The following is a 19,487-nucleotide window of genomic DNA, read 5'->3' as shown; positions in this document are numbered from 1 at the left end:
TGGCGGAGGGCGGCCCCTGGCGGCCTCTGCGGCGTTCTGGGCCCGCGGCGCGCGCGGGCCTATTGGCCGAAGAGCTTGCGGATGTCGGCGAAGTGCTCCTCGATGGCCCCGCCCACGGCGGCCATGTCCTGGCCTTCGAGCACGGCCAGCAGGTCGTCGTGCAGCGAGGCCTGGCGGGCGGGATGGATGCCTTTGGCACCGTAGTGGATGCCCAGGCAGGCCCAGTAGTAGTTGCCCAGGGACTCCCAGGCCCGCAGCAGGAAGGCGTTGCCCGAGGCGCGCACCAGGGCCTTGTGGAAGTCGATGTCCAGCTTGCGCAGGTTCTTGGTGTCGCCGGAGGCGGCGCACTGGTGCATCTTGGCGGCGATGGCCCGCAGCTCGGTCAGGTCCAACTCGCCCGAGGCCTGGCGCTCGCGGGCCCACTGCACGGCCCGCTTCTCCAGGGCGATGCGCACGGCGTAGTAGTCGCCCAGCTCCTCGGGGGAGAACTCGCGCACCCGGGTGCCCTTGTAGGGCTCGGTTTCCAGGAAACCCTGGGCGATGAGGTCGCGGATGGCCTCGCGCACGGCGCCCTGGCTGACCTGGAGCTCCTTGGAGATGCGCGTTTCCACGATCTTCTCGCCCGGGCGGAACGCGCCGCTCAGGATGGCATCGACAAGATAATCGGCCACTTCGTCGCGCAGCACGCGGCGGTGGATAACGGTATTGCCTTCGGTCATGGACTTCCTCCTGGCCGGGCCTGCCGCCGGGCCCGGGCCCGGATGGCCCCGGCGGGATTGTTGCACGCTGATCATCCGCTCATACATCATATATTGCGCCCCGGCAATGGGCCGGATTGCGAAAATCGAAAAAATCGTCCTTGCCATGCTTCAATTTTGAAAGCAACGGCCAAGACAACCTTCAATTCGCAAAGCGCGAGCGGGAAAGGGCGGTCGCCCGCGCTGGCGGCGTGGCCTTGGGTTCGCAAAAACACGGGGGGAAAAGCGGCTACAGCCCGCGCCGCTGGCGCAGGGGCACCCGCCCGGCCAGGGCGGCGTCGATGCGCTCCAGGGCTTCGGCCCTGCCCCCGGGCAGGCGCACCCGCAGGGCCAGGTGGTTGGAGGCATGATCGGTCAGGAACTGCCCGCGCTCCAGGCGGGTGTGCTCCAGCAGGGTGCGCAGCTCGGCCAGCATGGCCATGGGCCCGGGCAGGGCGAACGCCCCGCGCGCGGCGTCGGCAAACAGCGCCGTCCCGGGCACGAGCATCAGGGTCAGCGCGCCCACGTGGTCGGGCTGCATGGCCGTGAGCGCGGCGCCCGTGGCCCGGGCGTGGGCCTGGGCGCCCTCTTCCCCGGCCAGGCCCAGCAGCACGGTGACATTCAGGCGCAGCCCGGCGGCACGCGCCCGCTGCCCCTGGGCCACGATGGCCGCGCTGTCCGCGCCCTTGCGCACCCGGGCCAGCACGGCGTCATCGCCCGACTCCAGGCCCATGTACACCGTGGCCAGCCCGGCCTGGCGCAGGGCGCGCAGCTCGCCGTCCGTGCGGGCGGCCAGGGAGCGCGCGCTGGCGTAGGCCCCGACCCGGGTGACCCACGGCAGCCGCGCGCGCACCAGGGCCAGCACCTCCAAAAGCCGCGCGGCGGGCAGGGCCAGGGCGTCGCCCCCGCACAGGAAAACCCGGCGCTGGTCCTGGCAGTGGCGCGCGGCGTGGTCCACGTCGTCCGCCACGGTGACCATGTCCTTGGGCCGGTAGGGGTGGCCGTGGTAGGCCCCGCAGAAGGTGCAGGCCCCGTGCGGGCAGCCCACGGCCACCTGGAGCAGGATGCTGCCCGCCTCGTTGGGCGGGCGGATGATGGTGCCCTGATGGTCCACGCTAGCCCCTGGCCTCTTCCTCGGGCCGCAGCCAGTAGGGGTTGGTGATGTCCTCGAACACGGCCAGGGCCGCCGTGGCGCCCTCGCCCACGGCGGTGGCGATCTGCTGCACCCCGCCGATGACATCGCCGCAGGCGTACACGCGCGGGATGTTGGTGCGCATGCCGCGGTCCACCGTGATGCAGCCGTATTCGTCCAGGCGCACCCCAAGCTGCTGGGCAATGCCCGTGTTCGGGTTCCAGCCGATGGCCAGAAACGCGCCGTCCACCTTCAGCTCGCGCTCGCTGCCGTCGGCCACATTGCGCAGGCGCACGGCGGCCAACCCGTCCGCCCCGGCCACGAACTCCTCGACCACGGTGTTCCAGAGCACGGGGATGCCCGCCTTCTCCACGCCGTTCTGCAGGTGGCGCTCGGCGCGGAAGGCGGCCCGGCGGTGGACGATGGTCACGCCCACGCCCATGTTCTTCAGGTGCAGGGCCTCGGTCAGGGCGGTGTTGCCGCCGCCGACCATGATCACCTCGCGGCCCTTGTAGGCCCAGCCGTCGCACGAGGCGCACACGCTGACCCCCCGGCCAAAGAGGCGCTGCTCGCCGGGCACCCCCAGCAGCTTGGCGCTGGAGCCCGTGGCCAGGACCAGGGCCTTGGCCAGGTAGCGCCCGCGCGGGGTGACCACCTCCACCATGCGCCCGAGCTTGACCTCCTCCACGGGCTCGCCCTCGTGGATGGTGCAATAGCCCCGGGCCTGCTCGGCGATCATCTCCATGAGCTTCAGCCCGCCCACGTGCTTGAAGCCGGGGTAGTTCTCCACCTCGGGGGTCAGCAGCACCTGCCCGCCGATGGCGCCCTTTTCCAGCACCAGGGTCTTCAGGCCGCTGCGCTCGGTGTAGATGGCGGCGGTCAGCCCGGCGGGCCCGGCCCCGGCCACCACCACATCGTAGACCTCGGCGCCCCCGTCGGCCCCGGGCCCGGCCTCGGCGCCGCGCGCCTGGCGCAGGATATCGCCCACCACGCCCTGCACGCCCCCGGCGTCCAGGGCCTCGAACAGCTCTTCCACGGTCTTCAGCGCCGCCAGCTCAATGGCGAAGCGCTCCTCGGGCAGGAGCCCCTTCTGGCGGAAGGTCTCGTTGATGACCGTCAGCGGCAGGGCCGAGGCCTCGTAGCGCGCGGCCAGGTCCTGGTTCTCGCCGGTCTCGATGCATTCGGCGCTGACCAGCCCCGGGCGTTCCAGGGCCGCGCGGAAGGCGTTGGACACCTGCCCCGGGCAGTAGGGGCAGGTGGGGCTGATGAAGACCCGGACCTCGCGCGGCTCCTCCAGCTCGGCCAGCACCTGGCGCGAAATCTCCGACAGCCCGCTGCGCCCCGCCGCGGCCAGCAGCACCGTCTCGATGAGCACCCGGGCCTCCTCGCCCAGGGGCGCCCCGGTGTAGCGGATGGCGACGCGGTCCGGCGCCACCAGCAGGGTCGGCGCGCGGGTCACCTTGCGCCGGGCGGCCTGCTCGGAGTCCGCGTCGTGGAAGCTGACGTGGATCTTCTCGCCCAGGCGCGCCATGTCGCGCAGCAGCAGGGTCATGGCCTCGGCGTAGGGCTCGTTCTCCCCGGCCCGGGTGTAGGCCTCCAGGGCCACCTCGTCCTGCATGCCCGCGAACACTTCGCGCAGGTGGGCGCGGCTGTCCTCGGGCAGGTACCAGTCCTTTTCCTCGGCGGCCTTGTTCGGGCTCGTCTCGCTCATGGGGGGTCTCCGGGCGCCGCCGCCCGGAGGCGGGGCGCGTTGCTTGCGTTTTTACGATCCAGCGGACAAACTACCACCCCTGCGCCACCCTGTTCAACCCCGGATGCATGCCATGCCCCTGCCCCGCCCGCTGTGCGCCGCCCTGGCCCTTGCCGCCCTGCTGCTGGCCCTGGCCGGACCGGCCCCCGCCCAGCCTTCCGCCCAGGTCCAGGACACCGCCCGGAACACCACCCAGGACACCCCCGGGCCCGTGCAGGCCGCGCGCCGCGCCCAGCAGGCTCTGGAGGCGGGAGACGCCCGCGCAGCCCTGGAACTGGCCGACCAGGCCCTGCAAGGCGGGCTGAGCGGCGACGAGAACCGCGCCGTGACCCTGAAAATCCGGGGCGCCGCGCGCCAGCTGCTGGGCGACCTGCCCGGGGCCCTGGCCGACTATTCCCAGGCCGTGACCGTGGCCCCGCACTACCCCGAGGCCTTCAACAACCGGGGCGCGGCCTTCCTGGAGCTGGGCGACGCCCAGGCCGCCCGGGCCGACTTCGACCGCGCCCTGGACCTGCGCCCGGACTACGCCCTGGCCCGCTTCAACTTGGCCCGCGCCGCCCTGGAACTGGGCGAGGCGCCCCTGGCCGCGCGCGAGCTGACCATCCTGCTGGCCCACGCGGGCCCGGACCCGGCGGCCTTCTTCCTGCGCGGGCGCGCCCGGCAGGCCATGGGCCTGGCCGGCCCGGCCATGGAGGACTACGCCGCCGCCCTGGAGCTGGACCCCGGCGCCCCGGAACCGCGTCTGGCCCGGGGGGGGCTGCGCCTGGCTGCGGGCGACCCGGCGGGCGCCCTGGAGGATTTCGACCACGCCGCCAACGGCGTGCCGGACCGGGCCGTGCTGCACTTCAACCGCGCCGTGGCCCTGGAGCGCCTGGGCCGGGCCGCCGAGGCCGAGGCCGCCTACTCCGAGGCCCTGCGCATCGACCCCGACCTGCCCGACGCGCGCAACAACCGGGGCGCCCTGCGCAGCCTGGCCGGGCGCCACGCCCAGGCCCTGGAGGACCTGGACCACGCCCTGCGTCTGGTCCCGGCCTTCGTCCCGGCCCTGGTCAACCGCGCTGCGGCTCACGAGGCCCTGGGCAACCCCGCCGCCGCCATGGCCGACCTGGACCGCGCCCGGGCCCTGGCGCCCGGGCTGCCCGGCCTGGACGCCAACCGCGCCCGGCTGGCCCTGACGCACAACGATTTTTCCGCCGCCGCCCAGGCCTTTGCCGCCGTGCTGGAACGCGACCCCGCCGACGCGGCGGCCCTGCTGGGCCGGGCCCGGGCCCGGCTGCTCGCGGGCGACGCCCAGGGCGCCGCAGCCGACTGCGCGGCCCTGCTGGACGCCGCCCCCGGCGCGGGCCCGCGCGCCGAGGCCCTGCTGCTGCGCGGCCAGGCCCGCTTCCTGGCCGGGGATTTCGCCGGGGCCGACGCCGACCTGGACGCGCATCTGGCGGCCCGGCCCGGCGCCCTGCGCCCGGCCCTGTGGCGGCACTTCGCGCGGCTGCGCGCCGGGCTTCAGGCTGCGCCCCCCGAGGCCCGCTGCGCGGGCAACGACTGGCCCTGCCCCCTGCTGCTGCTGGCGCGCGGCGAATTGGCCGCCCAGGAGCTGGAACGCCGCGCCGGGGCGGACCCGGCCCGACAGTGCGAGGCCCGCTTCTTCGCCGGGCAGGCACAGCTGGTGCGCGGCGACGCGGTACAGGCCGTGCGCCTGTTCCAGGCCGCGCAGCAGACCCGGCGCCCGGACCTGCCCGAGTACCACGGCGCCCAGGCCGAGCTGCGCCGCCTGGGCTTCTAGCTGGCTGGCGGGAAATTCCTTTCCGGGCCGTGCAACACCGGCGCGAAGGCGGCGCAAAAAAAATCCAGGCCCGCGCGTCCCAGGACGGACGCGCGGGCCTGATTTTTTGAGCAGCGCGGCGGGGCGCCATTGCGGGACGGCCAGCCAGGGCACCCCCATGGACAGCGCACCTGGCTGATTGACGGAAAATTCCTCTGGGCGACGGGCCGCCTGCGGATCCGGGCTCAGGGGGCGAGGGGCGGACCCAGAGCGCCCACGGTCCGCAGGGCGGCGTCGTGGGCGGCGCGGACCCGCGCGGCCAGCGCGTCCTGCCCGGCGCGATCGTCGGCCACGGCCCCGGCCAGGGCGCGCAGCCGCTGGAGCAGCGCCGGGGGCAGCGGCGTCACGGCGTGCCCGGCCCCGGCCAGGGCCTCCAGGGCCCGGGCGTTGGCCGTGGCCACGGCCACGCTCAATTCATGGTCGGCCTGGACCACCATGGCGTCGAAGATCTTGCGCACCACGGCGGGCAGAGCCTCGTAGGACTCGCGGCGCACCACCAGCAGCATCCGCCGCCCCGGGGCCTGCCAGCCCGGGCCCAGGCCGTGGGGCGCGGCAGCGGGCAGCCCGGCGGCGGCCTCGTGGTGCGCGCCGTGCCAGGCAGCGGCGTCCAGCTCGCCGCGCGCCAGGGCCTGGGCCAGGGCGGCCCCGCCCCCCACCGGCTCGGGGCGCACTGCCGCGCCCGCCCGGGCCAGCACTTCGGCGGCCAGGCCCCGGGCGGGCAGCACCAGCCCTTCCAGCCCCTGCGGCCCGGCCAGGGGCCGCCGCGACCAGGCGAAGACCCCCGGCCCGGCATCGCCCATGGGCCGCCCGTAGAGCCCCAGGGGCAGCAGGACTTCCTTGAGCAGCTCCTGCCCGCCCAGCTGGTACAGCCAGGCGTCCAGCCCCCGGGGGCCCAGGCCGAAAGGCACTCCGCCGAACCACTCCAGGGCCGGAACCCGGTCCGCCAGGGCCCAGGCGTCCAGGTGGGCGCAGTCGGCCTGCCCGGCCAGGACCATGGCCGCCACCTCGGCCTGCGAGACCCCCGCCGGGGCCACGCGCACGTCCAAGGCCAGGCGGCTCTCGGTGAGCAGCGACACCTGGCGGGCAAAGCGGAAGACCCCGGCGGTGTAAAGCTCCAGCTCGGCGGGCCAGGCCAGGACCATGCGCCAGCGCGCCCGGCCCGGGGGCGGGGTCAGGGCCCGGGCCGCCGGGGCCAGCAGGGTGCCCGCTCCGGCCAGGGCCAGGGCCCGCAGAAAATCGCGCCTGTGCATGCTCGCCACCGCCTCGCCTTGGGGGGCGGAAACCGTTCCCGCCCCCGGGCGCACCTACCACAATCCGGCCCGAAAGGCGAGACGGCCCGCCGGGCCGGAGATGGAACCCGCGCATATCGTTTGTGAAGATCACATGACTTTGCTATAAAAGACGCACACCTTACTGCACCGGAGCGTGCATGACCGTCCTGCGCCAGTTTTTCGCCGCCGCCCTGCTGCTGCTCGCCCTGGCCCCGCCCCTGCCGGCCCGGGCGGGAGGGGAGATCGTGCTGGGCATGTCGGCGGCCTTCAGCGGGCCCACCCGGGGCCTGGGCATCGAACTGTACCGGGGGGCGCAGGCCTGCTTCGCCGGGGTCAACGCCGCAGGCGGCGTGCATGGCCGGACCATCGCCATCCGCGCCCTGGACGACCGCTACGCTCCGGACCCGGCCATCGAGAACGCCATCACCTTCGCCGAGCAGGGCGACGTGTTCGCGCTGTTCGGGCAGGTGGGCACGCCCACGGCCACCCGCGTGCTGCCCCTGCTGCGCCGCTACCAGGGCCGGGGCCTGTACCTGCTCTTCCCCCTCACCGGGGCCGAGCCCCTGCGCCAGCCGCCCTACGACCGCTGGGTGTTCAACCTGCGCGCCTCCTACGCCCAGGAGGCCCGGGGACTGGTGGACAATTTCGTGCGCCAGGGCCGCACGCGCATCGCCGTGCTGCACCAGGCCGACGCCTACGGCCGCGCGGGCTGGGACGGGGTGCGCAAGGCCCTGGCGCGCTTCGACCTGGCCATCGCCGCCGAGGCCAGCCACGCCCGGAGCGCGGGTCCCGACGCGGACATGGGCCCCCAGGTGGACATCATCGCCCAGGGGCACCCCGACGCAGTGGTCGCGGTGGGGTCCTCCGAGGCTTGCGCGGCCTTCGTGCGCCATGCGCGCGACAAGGGCCTGGACGTGCCCGTGGCCGTGCTCTCCTTCGCCGGAGCCGAACACCTGACGGCGCTGCTGTTGCGTGCGGGCAAGGCCGCCGGGCGCGACTACACCGCCGACCTCGTGCTCTCCCAGGCCGTGCCCAGCCACGCCGACCCCGCGCTGCCCGCCGGGGCCGCCTACCACCAAGCCATGGAGCGCTTCGCGCCGCCGCCCCCGGCCACGCTGGTGGGCGACGACTACGAGCCCCTGCCCTACAGCCTGGCGTCCTTCGAGGGCTACCTGGCGGCACGGTTGTTCGTGGAGGCCCTGCGGCGCATGGGGCCGGACCCGCACCCGCGCATGCTGCCCGAGGCCATGCGCGGGCTGGCCGGATTCGACCTGGGGGTGGGCGAACCCGTGGGCTTCGGCCCGGCCAGCAACCAGGCCCTGTCACGGGTCCACTTCGTCGCCGTGGAGCAGGGCCGTCTGGTCCCGGTCAAGGACTTCGCACGGTGGCGCAAATGATCTTCTCCGGGCTGTTCAAACGCACCCTGGTGTTCATGATCCTGGCCTTCGGCGTCATCGCCTCGGCCACCTCGCTGTATTCGTCCTACAGCCTGCGCGAGCGCATGACCCGCGAGTTCGAGAGCAAGGGCCTGGCCATCGCCGGGTCCATCGCCAGCTCCAGCGTGGACCTGCTGCTCTCCGACGACGCAGCGGCCATCCAGTCGGGCATCGACCAGTACCTGGGCATCGAGGGCGTGAGCTACGTACTGGTGGCCTCGCGCCAGGGCGACATCCTGGCCCACACCTTCGTGCCCGAGGTGCCCCAGGCCATCGTCTCGGCCCTGTGGGACCTGCGGGTGCGCACCGGGGGCCGCCTGCGCGCGCCCGATATCCAGACCTTCGACATCGAGGGCCCCGGCCCGGTGATCCATGTCAGCTACCCCGTGCTGGCGGGTGAGGCTGGCACCGTGCACATCGGCATGGACCGGCGCATCATCGCCGGGGTCATCCGCGCCTCGATCGTCAACCTGCAGATCCTGACCCTGTGCGTCTTCGTGGTCTGCGTGGCGGCGGCCTACTCGTATACCAACAACATCTCCCGGCCGCTGACGGCCCTGGCCGCCTACGCCCGCCGCGTGCGCGGGCACGATTTCTCCGACCCGCCGGACATCCCGGCCCTGGGCGACGAGGTGGCCGAGGTGGCCGACGCCTTCCGCACCACCGCCCAGGAGCTGGCGGCCTTCATCACCGACCTGGAAAAGCGCATGGGCGACGCCACGGCGGAGAGCCGTGACGCCCTGGCCACGGTCTCGGCCGTGCTGCGCAACATGGCCGACGGCCTGTTCCTGGCCGGGCCGGACGGCCGCGTGGTCCAGGCCAACCCGGCCCTGGCGGCCATGCTGGGCCGCGCCCCCAGGGCCCTGCCCGGAGCGCTGGCGGCCGAGCTGCTGGGCACCGACCCGGCGCGGATGCTCCTGCCCGGCACCGCCGGACGCGAGCGGACCACCGCCGAGATCATCGTGCCCCGCGTGGGGAGCGCGCCCTTCCCCGCCGAAATATCCCTGGCCACCCTGAGCCTGGGCGGCGCGGAACATGTGGTGGGCATCCTGCGCGACATCACCGCCCGCAAGCGGGCCGAGCAGGAACTGCGCGACGCCCACGACGCCCTGGAAGGCCGCGTGCGCAGCCGCACCGAGGAGTTGTGGCGCGCCAACGAAAAACTCAGCGGCGAGATCGCCGAGCGGCGCCAGGCCGAGGCCGCCCTGCGGCGCGCCGAGGCCAAGTTCCGGGGCATCTTCGAGAACGCCATCGAGGGCATCTTCCAGCTCGACCCCGAGGGCCGCTACGTGGAAGCCAACCCGGCCCTGGCGCGCATCTTCGGCTATCCGGACCCGGCGAGCTTCCTGGAGGCCATGGCCGCCGACCCGCAGGCCGCCGAGGTCGCCGCCGGGCGCGAGGCCGATTTCCTGACCCGGCTGCGCGCCGGGGGCGACGTGCACGGCTTCGAGTCCCAGGCCCGGCGCCGCGATGGCCGCGTGATCTGGATCTCGCGCCACGCCCGCCCCGTGCGCGACGACCAGGGCGCCACCCTGGGCTACGAGGGCTTCCTGCAGGACATCACCGAGCGCAAGGAAACCGAGTCGCGCCTGATGCACCAGGCCTTCCACGACCCGCTGACCGGACTGCCCAACCGGACCCTGTTCCTGGACCACCTGCGCCTGGCCATGGAGCGCGCCCGCCGCAACCCGGGCTACCTGTTCTGCGTGCTCTACATGGACCTGGACCGCTTCAAGATCATCAACGACAGCCTGGGCCACTCCATCGGCGACGAACTGCTCAAGCACGTGGCCCGGCAGCTGGAAGCCGCCGTGCGCGCCATGGACACCGTGGCCCGCTTCGGCGGCGACGAGTTCGCCGTGCTGCTGGAAGACTTCCACCACCCCCGCGAGGTGGTGACCATCGCCAAGCGCATCCTGGCCGCCGTGCGCACCCCGGCCAGCCTGGGCGGCTACGATGTGCACACCTCGGCCAGCATCGGCATCGTGCTGCTCACCGAGCACTACACCCAGGCCGACCTCATCCTGCGCGACGCCGACACGGCCATGTACCACGCCAAGGCCGCTGGGAAATCGCGCTTCAAGGTCTTCAACCGCCGCATGCACGAGCAGGCCGTGCGCCAGCTGCGCCTGGAAACGGACCTGGCCCGCTCGGTGCGCAACAACGACTTCACCCTGCTCTTCCAGCCCATGCGCAACGTCCGCACCGGGGCGCTGGAAGGCTTCGAGGCATTGGTGCGCTGGGCGCACCCCGAGCGCGGGCTGCTGGCCCCGGCGGAGTTCATCCACGTGGCCGAGGACACCGGGCTGATCTTCCCCCTGGGCGACTGGGTGCTGGACCAGGTGGGCGCCACGGTGCGCGCCTGGGAGGCCCTGTTCGGGCCCGAGGCGCCCGTGGGCATCTCCGTCAACCTCTCGGCCAAGCAGTTCATGCAGCCCGGCCTGAGCGCGCGGGTGGAGGCCGTGCTGCGCCGCACGGGCATCCGCCCGGCCAACCTGCGCCTGGAAACCACCGAGAGCGTACTCATGGACCACGCCAGCGCGGCCATCGACATGCTGCGCCAGCTCAAGGCCCACGGGGTGGTCCTGGCCATGGACGACTTCGGCACGGGCTATTCCTCCCTGTCCTACCTGCGCCAGTTCCCCATCGACATGCTCAAGATCGACCGCAGCTTCGTCTCGCGCTGCGACACCGACGGCGAGGCGCGGGTCATCGTCCACTCCATCCTGACCCTGGCCGGGAACCTGGGCATCGCCGCCGTGGCCGAGGGGGTGGACACCCCCGGGCAGCTGGACACCCTGCGCGAGCTGGGCTGCGCCTACGCCCAGGGCTACCTGTTCTCGCGGCCCCTGCCCCGCTCCGAGGCCGAGGCCCTGCTGCGGGCCGACCTGGAGGCGCGCGGGGCCTGACGGGCGGTTGAATCCTTCCCTTTCCCGGGCCGCCCAGGAAGATGAGGCGGCGGCGCGAAAAAAAATCCAAGCCCCCCCCGCGCGGCCCGGCGCGTGGCCCGACACACGGCCCGGCATGCGGCAAAACAGGCACGGGACTTTGGATTTTTTTGGGTGGCGCGGCAGGTCACCGCCTGGGGCGGCCTGTCGGCCCCGGCTCCGGGCAGGGCGACCGCCCGAAAACGGAAAAGGACTGCGCGCCGCCACCCGCCAGCCCGGGCCTCGCCCTGGCGTTTCGATGCCGCGCACTGCGCCGCTTTGCCGCTTTGTCCTCCTCCCCCCCCCCCCGCCGCCCCCCGGGCGGGCCGCCCCGGCGGCGCCGGTTTCCCGCTGGCACACGCGCCTTTCGGGCCACCGCCCGGTGCGGGCGGCCCGCAGGGCCCGATTTTGTTCTCCAAAAACATCGGCAGCGATTCTTGACGGTTGCACCCCAAGGGCAACTTTTTGCCGCCGCAGACCTTAAGTTTCCCCCATAATGCCCGATAAGACTGGCAACCAGAAGGACGACTCCGCCCTGCGGCGTCCGCCCCCTTTGTGAACGAGGCAGGCCATGGCGCAGATCATCGACATCACACCAAGATCCCGGGACATCCGGCCCGTGCTGATGCTGTTGACCTCGCACCGGATGGACTGCTTCCTGCTGTGCGTCAAGTGCCTGGAGCTGTACACCGACCTGTCGCGCTTCAAGAAGATCTACATCGTGGCCAACGCCGTGAGCGACGAGCACGCGGTGATCATCAAGTCGTTCCAGAAGCGCCACCAGGACGTCATCGACGTGCACACCACCCCGCGCGGGCTCATCCCCGCCGTGGTGTCCATGCAGAATTTCATCATGGCCCGCCACGCGCAGGACGTCATCATCCGCCTGTCGGAGGACGTGTTCGTGACGCCCAACTGGCTGGACCACCTGCTGGCGGCCTTCAAGCTGCACCGCGGCGACGGGGCCGTGCCCCTGGCCTCGTGCGTCACACCCGTGAGCCGCACGGGCAGGCAGGTCATGGACCGCGTCCTGCGCGCGCATTTCCCCGAGGAGCGCGCGCGCCTGCCGCACCTGCCCATGGAGACCAACGCGGTCTACCACCGCTTCGTGTGGGAAAAGATCCTGCACCACGGGCTGGTGGAGAAGTACCTGGACCTGGAGCGGCCCCGCTACCTCTATCTGGGGCACATCAGCGTGGACTGCGTGATGTTCGACGGGCGGCTGATGGACGCGGTGGTGCCCATCCCCCTGCGCGTGCCCGCCGGGGTCAGCCGGGTGGACGAATTCCACATCAACGGCCACCTGCGCACCACGGGCCGCCGGGCCGTGGTGGCCACCGACGCGGTGGTCCACCATTTCAGCCACTCCGGGCCCGAGGCCTTCCTGCGCCGCCACGTGAGCCTGGACGACATCTGGTGGTACATGACGTTCCTGCAGGACAGCCCCGCCTACCGCGTGCCCAAGGCCTTCGCGGCGCAGCGCGCCGCCGGGGCCGGGGCGCCCCGGCTGGCCGCGGGCGCAGCGCCCAGGCCGGAGATCCTGCGCCTGATGCGCGAGCGCGAGTTGCGGGTGCTCAAATAGTCTCGTGATAACCAGAGACGGCGGACCGGGCGGGGAGGGGAGTCTCTTCCTCCGGCCTGCCACCCGGAGCGATCCGGAACGGGTAAGCGCCGGGGCCGCGGACATCGGGTTCGCGGCCCTCCGCTTTTTGGTGCAGGGGCGCCGGGGCCGCGCAGGCGGCCCGGCAGCGGGCGCGGGCGGGAAGGCCCGCCCCGGGCCTCAGCCCTGGTCCAGGGCCACCTTGAGGATGACCTTGTGCACCGGCCCGGGGCAGACCAGGGGCATGTGCGCGTCGTGGGGGAACAGGATGGCGAACTGCCCGGCGCGAACGTCCAGCCAGGCGTCGGGCTCGTCGGCGAAAAAGCCCACGTCGCGCGCGGGGTCGAAGGGCTCCCGGGGCAGGACGCAGGCCCGCCGGGGCTTCCAGCCCATGTGGTCCACCCCCGCCAGGACGCATTGCACGTCGATATAGCGGTCATGGACTTCCAGGTGCGCCTGGGCCCGGCTGCGGCCCGCCCCGCGCGCCACCACGGCCCAGGAGCGCTGGCCGTCGATAGGGTGGCGCCCCTCGGGCAGCCCGGCCAGACCCGGCTGGTCCAGAAAGGCAAACGCCCGGGCCAGCCCCGGGTTCAGGGCCGCGTACAGCCCGGCCATGGCAAACTCGTCCTGGATCATCCGCCCTCCCCCCCGGCGGGCGCAACCAGCGCGCCGGGAAGCCCCATGTACGCCCCCCGGCCCGCCAAAGGCAAGCGTCAGCCCTCTCCGGGGCCGCCCCGCCCGCCCGGCCACCCGCAGGGCCAGGCCCGGGCGCGGACCGTCCGCGCCCGGGCTCAGTCCGCAGGCTGGGCGCCCAGGGGCGCGCGCCGGTCGCGGACCACGGAGTTGCCCGCCGTGGCCTTGGCGAACTTCTTGATCTCCGCCGCGCGGTGCGAAAGCTCCTCCTGGGACACGGGGAACTCGAAGGTGGCGTCGAGGATGCCCATGGACGCCGAGACCAGGGGGAAGCGCGCGGGCTGGCCGTCGCGGCCCTTGGCCTCGATGTAGCCGCAGCGGCGGTCCTGCTCGCTGTAGAACTCGGGGATGCGCTCCTCGAACTGGCGCGCGATGTCGTCGCACACGGCGCGGATGGTCGCCGGGTCGCCGATGAGCAGGAAGTCGTCGCCGCCGATGTGGCCGATGAAGTCCGAAGGCCGCCCGTGGGCGGCCACGGCGGAGCGGATGATCTGAGCCGTGGCCATGATGACCCGGTCGCCGCTCTTGAAGCCGTACACGTCGTTGTAGGCCTTGAAGTTGTCCAGGTCGAGATACATGATGCCCGAGGCGGTCTTCTGGCGGTTGCGCTTCTCGATCTCCTGCTCGATGGTCACGTTGCCGGGCAGGCCGGTGAGCGGGTTGGAGCCCTTGGCCAGCTCGATCTGCACACGCATCAGGGTGTCGAGCATCTTCTGCACCGAGATGGTGCCCAGCAGGCGGCGCCGGTCCACCACGATGATATCGTCGTAGATCTTGTCGTTGGCGCGCTGCATGGCCGCGCCCGCCACCTCCTCGATGGCCTGCTCGGCGTCCACGATGAGCGGCGCAGTGTCCATGAGCACGTCCACGGGCCGGTTGTAGTACAGCGAGATGCCGTACTTGGTGCCCAGGCGCCGGTCGAGGTTGTAGTTCATGAGCAGCCCCACGGGCCGATCGCCGCGCACGACCACGATGCTGCTCATGGGCGGCTTGCCCTCCAGGGCGGCCTTGACCTCGCTGATGGCCGTGCCTGCGGGCACGGAGATGGTCTGCTGGGCGATCTCGCGCGACTTCAGGCGGCAGTTCAGCTCGCCGCTTTCGATGCCGCGCACGTCGATCTTGCTGGGCACGTCCACCTGGACCGCCTCCAGGGCCGTGGCGGGCCGGGCGAACAGGTGGCCCTGGCCCGCGTAGACGCCCATGCTCACCAGGGAGCTGAACTCCGTCTCCGTCTCCACGCCCTCGGCCAGCAGCTTGCCGCCCACCTTCTGGGCCAAGAGGACCAGGGTCTCGATCATGGTCCGCTTGATGGGGTTGGACTCGATGCCCCGGATGAGCGAGCCGTCGGCCTTGATGAAGTCGGGCCGCACCTGGGAGAGGAAGTGCAGATTGGTGGTGCCCGCGCCCACGTCGTCCACGGCGATGAGCAGCCCGGCGGCGCGGCACAGCTCCAGCTTGCGTTGCAGGGCGTCCTGGTCGGCCACCAGGTTGCGCTCGGAAAATTCGAGCACCACGTCCGACGGCGCCACCCCGGCGCGTTCGGCCAGGTCGCGCACCTCGGCGAACAGCGCCTCGGCGTCGTGCAGCGACTGGGTGTGCACGTTGAGGAACAGCCGGCCCTTGAACCCGGTGGGCACGGCGGCCAGGGCGCGGGTCAGGCACAGCCGCTCCAGGGCCAGGCTTTCGCCCACCTCGGCGGCGAAGCCGAACAGCGTGCGCGCCTCGGCCATGAGCCCGCCGCCGCCGCCCCGGGCCAGGGCCTCCCAGCCCAGCACGCCCCCGCTGGCGAAGTCCACCACCGGCTGGAACAGGGTCTGGATGTCGCCCCGGGTGAGCATGTCCATGAACTCGCGGTGCATGGCGAAGCGCTCGGAGTCGGGCTTGCTTTCGGCCACGCGCCGGGCCTGGAGCAGGGCCCGGAACAGGGTCTTGTCCAGGTCCTCGCCGGGGCGCGGGTCCAGCAGGGCCATGCCGATGCGCAGCGTGAGCGGGTGCTCCAGGTACCGCGCGCTCTGGGCGCCGATGGCCTCCTGCACGCGGAAGCGGAAGCCCGCGTAGGCGTCGAACAGGTCGCAGCGCTCGGCGGGGTCGGTGCGAAAGAAGATGGCGTAGCCGCCGATGCCCGTCTTCTCCACCCCCGTGACCCGGCAGCAGGGGAAGAACTCCGCGAAGCCGGCCATGGCCTTGTCCAGCAGCACCCCGAGCAGCATGAGCCCCAGGTCCTCGCCGAACCCAGCGGCCAGGGCCTCGAAGTCCACGCAGTCCAGGGTCACCAGGCCCACGGTGCCGTCCTGCACGTCGCGCGACAGGCTGCGGAAGTTTTCCAGGGACATGAATCCACAGGCCGACGGCGCGCGCCGGGCCCGCAGCTCCGGATTCACATGCAGCATCCCCGACATGATCAGCGAACTGGTCCGGTCCACAGGCTTCATCGTCTCCCCCCTGCGGCGAGCGCCGCCGCCCGGGGCGCGGCACGGGCCGACACCCCACGGGGGGAAATAGCAAAAGGCCCATGGCCTTGTCGTTACGGCGCAGGTGACATTCTCGTGACGATGGGGAAAACCGCGCGGGGCTGCGCGGGCGCAAAAAAGCCCCGGACCGGGGGTCCGGGGCGTGCTGGCCTGGAGCCCACGAGCAGAATTGAACTGCTGACCTCGTCCTTACCAAGGACGCGCTCTACCTACTGAGCTACGTGGGCGCGGGCCCCGTCGTGCGGGGCACCCGGGTTCTTAATCCCGCCCCCCGGAGCCGGTCAAGGGGAAAAGCGCGCCGGGCCGGGCGCCGGGCCGGGGGCGGAGGCAGGGGCCAGCCCGTGGGCCCCGGCGCGCAGGCCCAGGAAGAACCGCCGCGCGTTCTGGCCCAGGGTGCGGATGCGGTAGCCGCCCTCCTGGACCACCAGCACCGGCAGGCCCAGGGCCCCGATGGCCCGGCCGTTGGCCTCGAAATCCCCGGGGGTCAGGCTCCAGGTGCCCGTGGGGTCGCCCTTGGCCGTGTCCAGCCCCAGGCTGACCACCAGCACCCCGGGGGCGAAGCGGCGGATGCGCTCCAGGGCCTTGCCCAGGGCCCGGGCAAAGGCCGCGCCGTCGGTGTTCTCAGGCAGGGGCAGGTTCAGGTTGCAGCCCCGGCCCCGGCCCTCGCCCGTCTCGCTGGCGAAGCCGCTGAAATAGGGATAGGCGAAGGACGGATGCCCGTGGATGGACACGGTGAGCACGTCGTCGCGGGCGTAGAAGATGTCCTGGGTGCCGTTGCCGTGGTGGTAGTCGATGTCCAGCACGGCAACGCGCCCGTGGGCCGAAAGGTGGTGGGCGGCCACGGCGGCGGAGTTGAAATAGCAGAACCCGCCGAAGGCCCGGCGCTCGGCGTGGTGCCCCGGAGGGCGTACCAGGGCGTAGGCCAGGCGCTGGCCGTCGAGCACGGCGTCGGCGGCGGTCAGCGCGCAGTCCACCGCGCCCCGGGCCGCGCGGTAGGCGTTGGCATTGAGGGGCGTGAAGGTGTCGATGCAGTAGTAGCCCGCGCGCACGGGCAGCTCCCGGGGCGGGCGGGCCTGGTTGCGGATGGGAAACACGTAGGGATAGATGGACTTGCCCGGCGGCAGCTTGGCCGTGGCGGCCTTGAAATAGCGGACCATGCCCGCGTCGTGCACGGCCAGGATGGCCCGCTCGGGATGCCTGCGCGCCGCCACGGGCAGGAACAGCCCCGTGGGCCCCAGGGTTTTCATCAGCGTGCGCACCCGCGCCGGGGATTCCACATAACCCCGCTCATGGACGTGGTGGATGTCGTGGTCGCGGTTCACCGTGAGCAGGATGCACGGCGAGGCGCCGGGCACGGGGCCCGTGGCCTCGGCCCCGGCGTAGCGCGGCGCGCGCAGGCGCACGGGATTGTCGCGAAACGAGCGCACCACGGCGTCGATGTAGCCCGGGGGGCAACGCTCGGCGTACTTGCGCTCCAGGATGGCCCGCACGATGTCGCGCGTGGCGCCCCGGGGCGGCGCGGCGAGGCGCCCCAGCCCGTCGAACACCAGCACCGGCGGGCTGTCGTCGGTGGGCGACAGGGGCGTCTCGTAGGCCGTGTTCACGATGGGCCGCGCGCCGAAGCTCTCGTAGAAGCGCAGGCGCGCCGCGTTCTGGCGCAGCAGCGACGCGTCGCGGCAGATGGCCGGGTCGTCGCTGGGGCACTCGAAAAAGATGCCCCGGTCGCCCAAGAGCGCCGCCTCCTCGCGCACCCGGGCGTAGAGCGAGCCGCCGATGCCCCGGCTGGTCCGCCCGGGCAGGGCCCCGATGTAGTCCAGGTAGCAGAAGCAGAGGTCCGGGGCGTGCAGCACCAGGGCGAAGCCGCGCACCTCGTACTTCTGCTCGGCCACGAAAAGGATGGTCTTGAAGCGGTAGCCCAGCGGGTCGCGCAGCTTGGCCGGGATGTCCTCGTACTCCCCGGGCGCGGCGTCGCGGAACTGGGCGCGCAGGATCTCCTGCACCTGGGCCACGGCCTGGCGGTCGCGCGCCAGGGTGGCGTCGAAGATGCGCCGGATGCGGAACATGATTCCCCCTTTGCGGGCCGGGCATGGCCCACGGTCTTCGCCCTGCGCCGCCCAGGGCCCCGGAATGGTCCGTCCGGGGCCCCGGATTGCAGAGCAACCCTCTTTTTTGCGCGCTCCGTTGTCAATATCCAACGACTGGGCTATTATTCATCCCTCAAACGCCAATGCCGGGCACACCGCAGACGAGGGAGGAAACCATGTCCATGCTGGGGAACATCCGGATCGGCAACAAACTGCTGATCATCCTGACCGTGAACATCCTGTTGCTGGTGGTCATAGGCTCCGTGGCGGCCATCAGCGCCAGAAGCATCAACGACCGCCTGCGCCAGATCTACAACCGCGACCTGCAAGGCGTGGTCTTCCTGCTGGAGGCCGACCGCGACCTGCACCAGGCGCTCATCGCCGAGCGGTCGATGCTCTTCGCCGAGCCCGGCACCCCGGCCTTCGAAACCCAGCTCAAGGACTACCACGAGAACAAGCAACAAGCCAACGACCGGGTGGGCAAGTTCGCCGCCCTGGCTGCGGACCCCGCCCAGAAGGCCCTGGTGGACGACTACCGCGCCGATGGCGCCACATGGGACGAGGTGTCCCAGGCCATCGTCCGCGAGAAGCAGGGCGGCGGCGACGTGCAGGACCTGGCCGCCAGGTCCCTGGGCCCGGCCAAGGAGCGCTTCGACGCCATGCGCGAGAGCATCAACTCCCTGACCGAAATCCTCGAGAAGCAGGCCGAGGCAGCCCAGGCCGACGCCATGAGCGCCTACAGCACCCTGCTCATGCTCATCGTCGGCCTGACGGTGGGCAGCGCCCTGGCCGGGGCGGGCTTCACCCTGGTGGTCACGCGCAACATCACCGTGCCCATGGCCCGGCTGGTGGACTTCACCGGGCGGCTGGCGGCGGGCGACTTCACCTCGCGCCTGGGCCTGGGCCGCAAGGACGAGGTCGGCGCCCTGGGCGCCGCCTTCGACGACATGAGCGTCACCCTGCAACGCAACATGGACGAGATCGCCACCAAGTCGCGCGAGGCCCAGGAGAAGGCCGAGGCCGCCGAGGCCGCCACGCGCGAGGCCGAACAGGCCCGCGCCGCGGCGGAAAACGCCAAGCGTGAAGGCATGCTCCAGGCCGCCCACGAGCTGGAGCAGATCGTGGCCCAGGTGGCCTCGGCCTCGGAGCAGCTCAACGTCCAGATCCAGGAATCGCGCCGCGGCTCCGAAACCCAGCGCGAACGCACCGCCGAGGCGGCCACGGCCATGGAGGAGATGAACGCCACGGTGCTCGAGGTGGCCACCAACGCGGGCAGCGCCGCCGAGAACGCCGACACCGCCAAACGCCGCGCCGAGGAGGGCGGGGCCGTGGTCACCCGCGTGGTGGGCTCCATCGACCAGCTGAACAAGGAAACCGAGAAGCTGCGCGGCGAAATGGCCGACCTGGGCAAGCAGGCCGAGGCCATCGGCCAGGTGATGACCGTCATCCGCGACATCGCCGACCAGACCAACCTTTTGGCGCTCAACGCGGCCATCGAGGCCGCGCGCGCGGGCGACGCGGGCCGGGGCTTCGCCGTGGTGGCCGACGAGGTGCGCAAGCTGGCCGA

The 19,487-nt window shown here is 72.4% G+C and carries 11 protein-coding genes, 1 tRNA gene and 2 pseudogenes; 6 read left to right on the top strand and 8 right to left on the bottom strand.

From position 1 onward, the window contains the following. Positions 1–59: 59 nt before the first annotated feature. The 3 genes from G495_RS18695 to G495_RS0110765 all read right to left on the bottom strand — a co-directional run bounded on the left by G495_RS18695 (position 60) and on the right by G495_RS0110765 (position 3,580). On the bottom strand, positions 60–719 hold the full coding sequence (locus tag G495_RS18695) for a GntR family transcriptional regulator (RefSeq protein ID WP_051445280.1): 660 nt from the start codon (positions 717–719) through the stop codon (positions 60–62). Between the two features lie 268 nt (positions 720–987). Then, positions 988–1,851, bottom strand: a complete 864-nt coding sequence (locus G495_RS0110770; RefSeq protein ID WP_028587818.1) for a radical SAM protein — start codon at positions 1,849–1,851, stop codon at positions 988–990. Between the two features lies 1 nt (position 1,852). Beyond that, on the bottom strand, positions 1,853–3,580 hold the full coding sequence (locus tag G495_RS0110765) for an FAD-dependent oxidoreductase (protein ID WP_028587817.1): 1,728 nt from the start codon (positions 3,578–3,580) through the stop codon (positions 1,853–1,855). Between the two features lie 112 nt (positions 3,581–3,692). Between G495_RS0110765 and G495_RS22845 the strand changes: the two genes are divergently transcribed. Further along, the gene (locus G495_RS22845; RefSeq protein ID WP_035251794.1) at positions 3,693–5,399 is read left to right on the top strand and encodes a tetratricopeptide repeat protein; all 1,707 of its coding nucleotides are present in this window, start codon (positions 3,693–3,695) and stop codon (positions 5,397–5,399) included. Between the two features lie 224 nt (positions 5,400–5,623). Here the strand turns inward: G495_RS22845 and G495_RS0110755 are convergent, their stop codons facing one another. Continuing rightward, a complete protein-coding gene (locus G495_RS0110755; RefSeq protein WP_156939677.1) occupies positions 5,624–6,688 on the bottom strand; it encodes a hypothetical protein in 1,065 nt (354 codons plus the stop codon). Positions 6,689–6,867: 179 nt separating this feature from the next. Between G495_RS0110755 and G495_RS0110750 the strand changes: the two genes are divergently transcribed. The 3 genes from G495_RS0110750 to G495_RS18680 all read left to right on the top strand — a co-directional run bounded on the left by G495_RS0110750 (position 6,868) and on the right by G495_RS18680 (position 12,654). Then, positions 6,868–8,106, top strand: coding sequence for an ABC transporter substrate-binding protein (locus G495_RS0110750; protein ID WP_028587815.1), 1,239 nt, complete (start codon positions 6,868–6,870; stop codon positions 8,104–8,106). Next, the gene (locus G495_RS18685; RefSeq protein WP_035251792.1) at positions 8,103–11,054 is read left to right on the top strand and encodes an EAL domain-containing protein; all 2,952 of its coding nucleotides are present in this window, start codon (positions 8,103–8,105) and stop codon (positions 11,052–11,054) included. Before G495_RS0110750 ends, G495_RS18685 begins: the two co-directional genes overlap by 4 nt. 589 nt (positions 11,055–11,643) lie before the next feature. Further along, entirely contained in the window at positions 11,644–12,654 is a 1,011-nt protein-coding gene (locus tag G495_RS18680; RefSeq protein ID WP_051445279.1) for a glycosyltransferase, read from the top strand. Positions 12,655–12,852: 198 nt separating this feature from the next. Here the strand turns inward: G495_RS18680 and G495_RS0110735 are convergent, their stop codons facing one another. The 4 genes from G495_RS0110735 to G495_RS18670 form a co-directional block, all read right to left on the bottom strand. Continuing rightward, positions 12,853–13,308 carry a NanQ anomerase/TabA/YiaL family protein gene (locus G495_RS0110735; RefSeq protein WP_028587814.1) on the bottom strand — a complete coding sequence of 152 codons (456 nt, stop codon included), beginning with the start codon at positions 13,306–13,308 and terminating at the stop codon, positions 12,853–12,855. Positions 13,309–13,463: 155 nt separating this feature from the next. Further along, the gene (locus G495_RS18675) at positions 13,464–15,797 is read right to left on the bottom strand and encodes a GGDEF domain-containing protein (RefSeq protein WP_051445278.1); all 2,334 of its coding nucleotides are present in this window, start codon (positions 15,795–15,797) and stop codon (positions 13,464–13,466) included. 190 nt (positions 15,798–15,987) lie between these two features. Beyond that, positions 15,988–16,063: transfer RNA gene (locus tag G495_RS0110725), tRNA-Thr, on the bottom strand. A gap of 54 nt (positions 16,064–16,117) precedes the next feature. After that, positions 16,118–17,899 (bottom strand): histone deacetylase family protein, encoded by a 1,782-nt coding sequence (locus G495_RS18670; RefSeq protein ID WP_051445277.1) that lies wholly within the window; start codon positions 17,897–17,899, stop codon positions 16,118–16,120. A gap of 23 nt (positions 17,900–17,922) precedes the next feature. On the opposite strand from G495_RS18670, the pseudogene G495_RS23045 reads away from it, so the two are divergent. Further along, positions 17,923–18,825: pseudogene (locus tag G495_RS23045) on the top strand (MCP four helix bundle domain-containing protein); the annotation flags it as partial. 375 nt (positions 18,826–19,200) lie between these two features. Further along, positions 19,201–19,487 (top strand): annotated as a pseudogene (locus G495_RS23040) (methyl-accepting chemotaxis protein); the annotation flags it as partial.

The organism is Desulfocurvus vexinensis DSM 17965 (genome assembly GCF_000519125.1).
In the GTDB taxonomy this organism is placed as follows: Bacteria; Desulfobacterota; Desulfovibrionia; order Desulfovibrionales; family Desulfovibrionaceae; genus Desulfocurvus; species Desulfocurvus vexinensis.
The sequence above is the reverse complement of the archived record's forward strand: the minus strand, read 5'-3'. Positions and strand labels throughout refer to the sequence as shown.

What these genes read in the sequence shown, in the direction of transcription:
- G495_RS0110765 (WP_028587817.1), bottom strand. Translation starts at nt 3,580, where the DNA reads ATGAGCGAGACGAGCCCGAACAAGGCCGCCGAGGAAAAGGACTGGTAC.
- G495_RS18675 (WP_051445278.1), bottom strand. Translation starts at nt 15,797, where the DNA reads ATGAAGCCTGTGGACCGGACCAGTTCGCTGATCATGTCGGGGATGCTG.
- G495_RS22845 (WP_035251794.1), top strand. Translation starts at nt 3,693, where the DNA reads ATGCCCCTGCCCCGCCCGCTGTGCGCCGCCCTGGCCCTTGCCGCCCTG.
- G495_RS18670 (WP_051445277.1), bottom strand. Translation starts at nt 17,899, where the DNA reads ATGTTCCGCATCCGGCGCATCTTCGACGCCACCCTGGCGCGCGACCGC.
- G495_RS18695 (WP_051445280.1), bottom strand. Translation starts at nt 719, where the DNA reads ATGACCGAAGGCAATACCGTTATCCACCGCCGCGTGCTGCGCGACGAA.
- G495_RS18680 (WP_051445279.1), top strand. Translation starts at nt 11,644, where the DNA reads ATGGCGCAGATCATCGACATCACACCAAGATCCCGGGACATCCGGCCC.
- G495_RS0110755 (WP_156939677.1), bottom strand. Translation starts at nt 6,688, where the DNA reads ATGCACAGGCGCGATTTTCTGCGGGCCCTGGCCCTGGCCGGAGCGGGC.
- G495_RS0110735 (WP_028587814.1), bottom strand. Translation starts at nt 13,308, where the DNA reads ATGATCCAGGACGAGTTTGCCATGGCCGGGCTGTACGCGGCCCTGAAC.
- G495_RS18685 (WP_035251792.1), top strand. Translation starts at nt 8,103, where the DNA reads ATGATCTTCTCCGGGCTGTTCAAACGCACCCTGGTGTTCATGATCCTG.
- G495_RS0110750 (WP_028587815.1), top strand. Translation starts at nt 6,868, where the DNA reads ATGACCGTCCTGCGCCAGTTTTTCGCCGCCGCCCTGCTGCTGCTCGCC.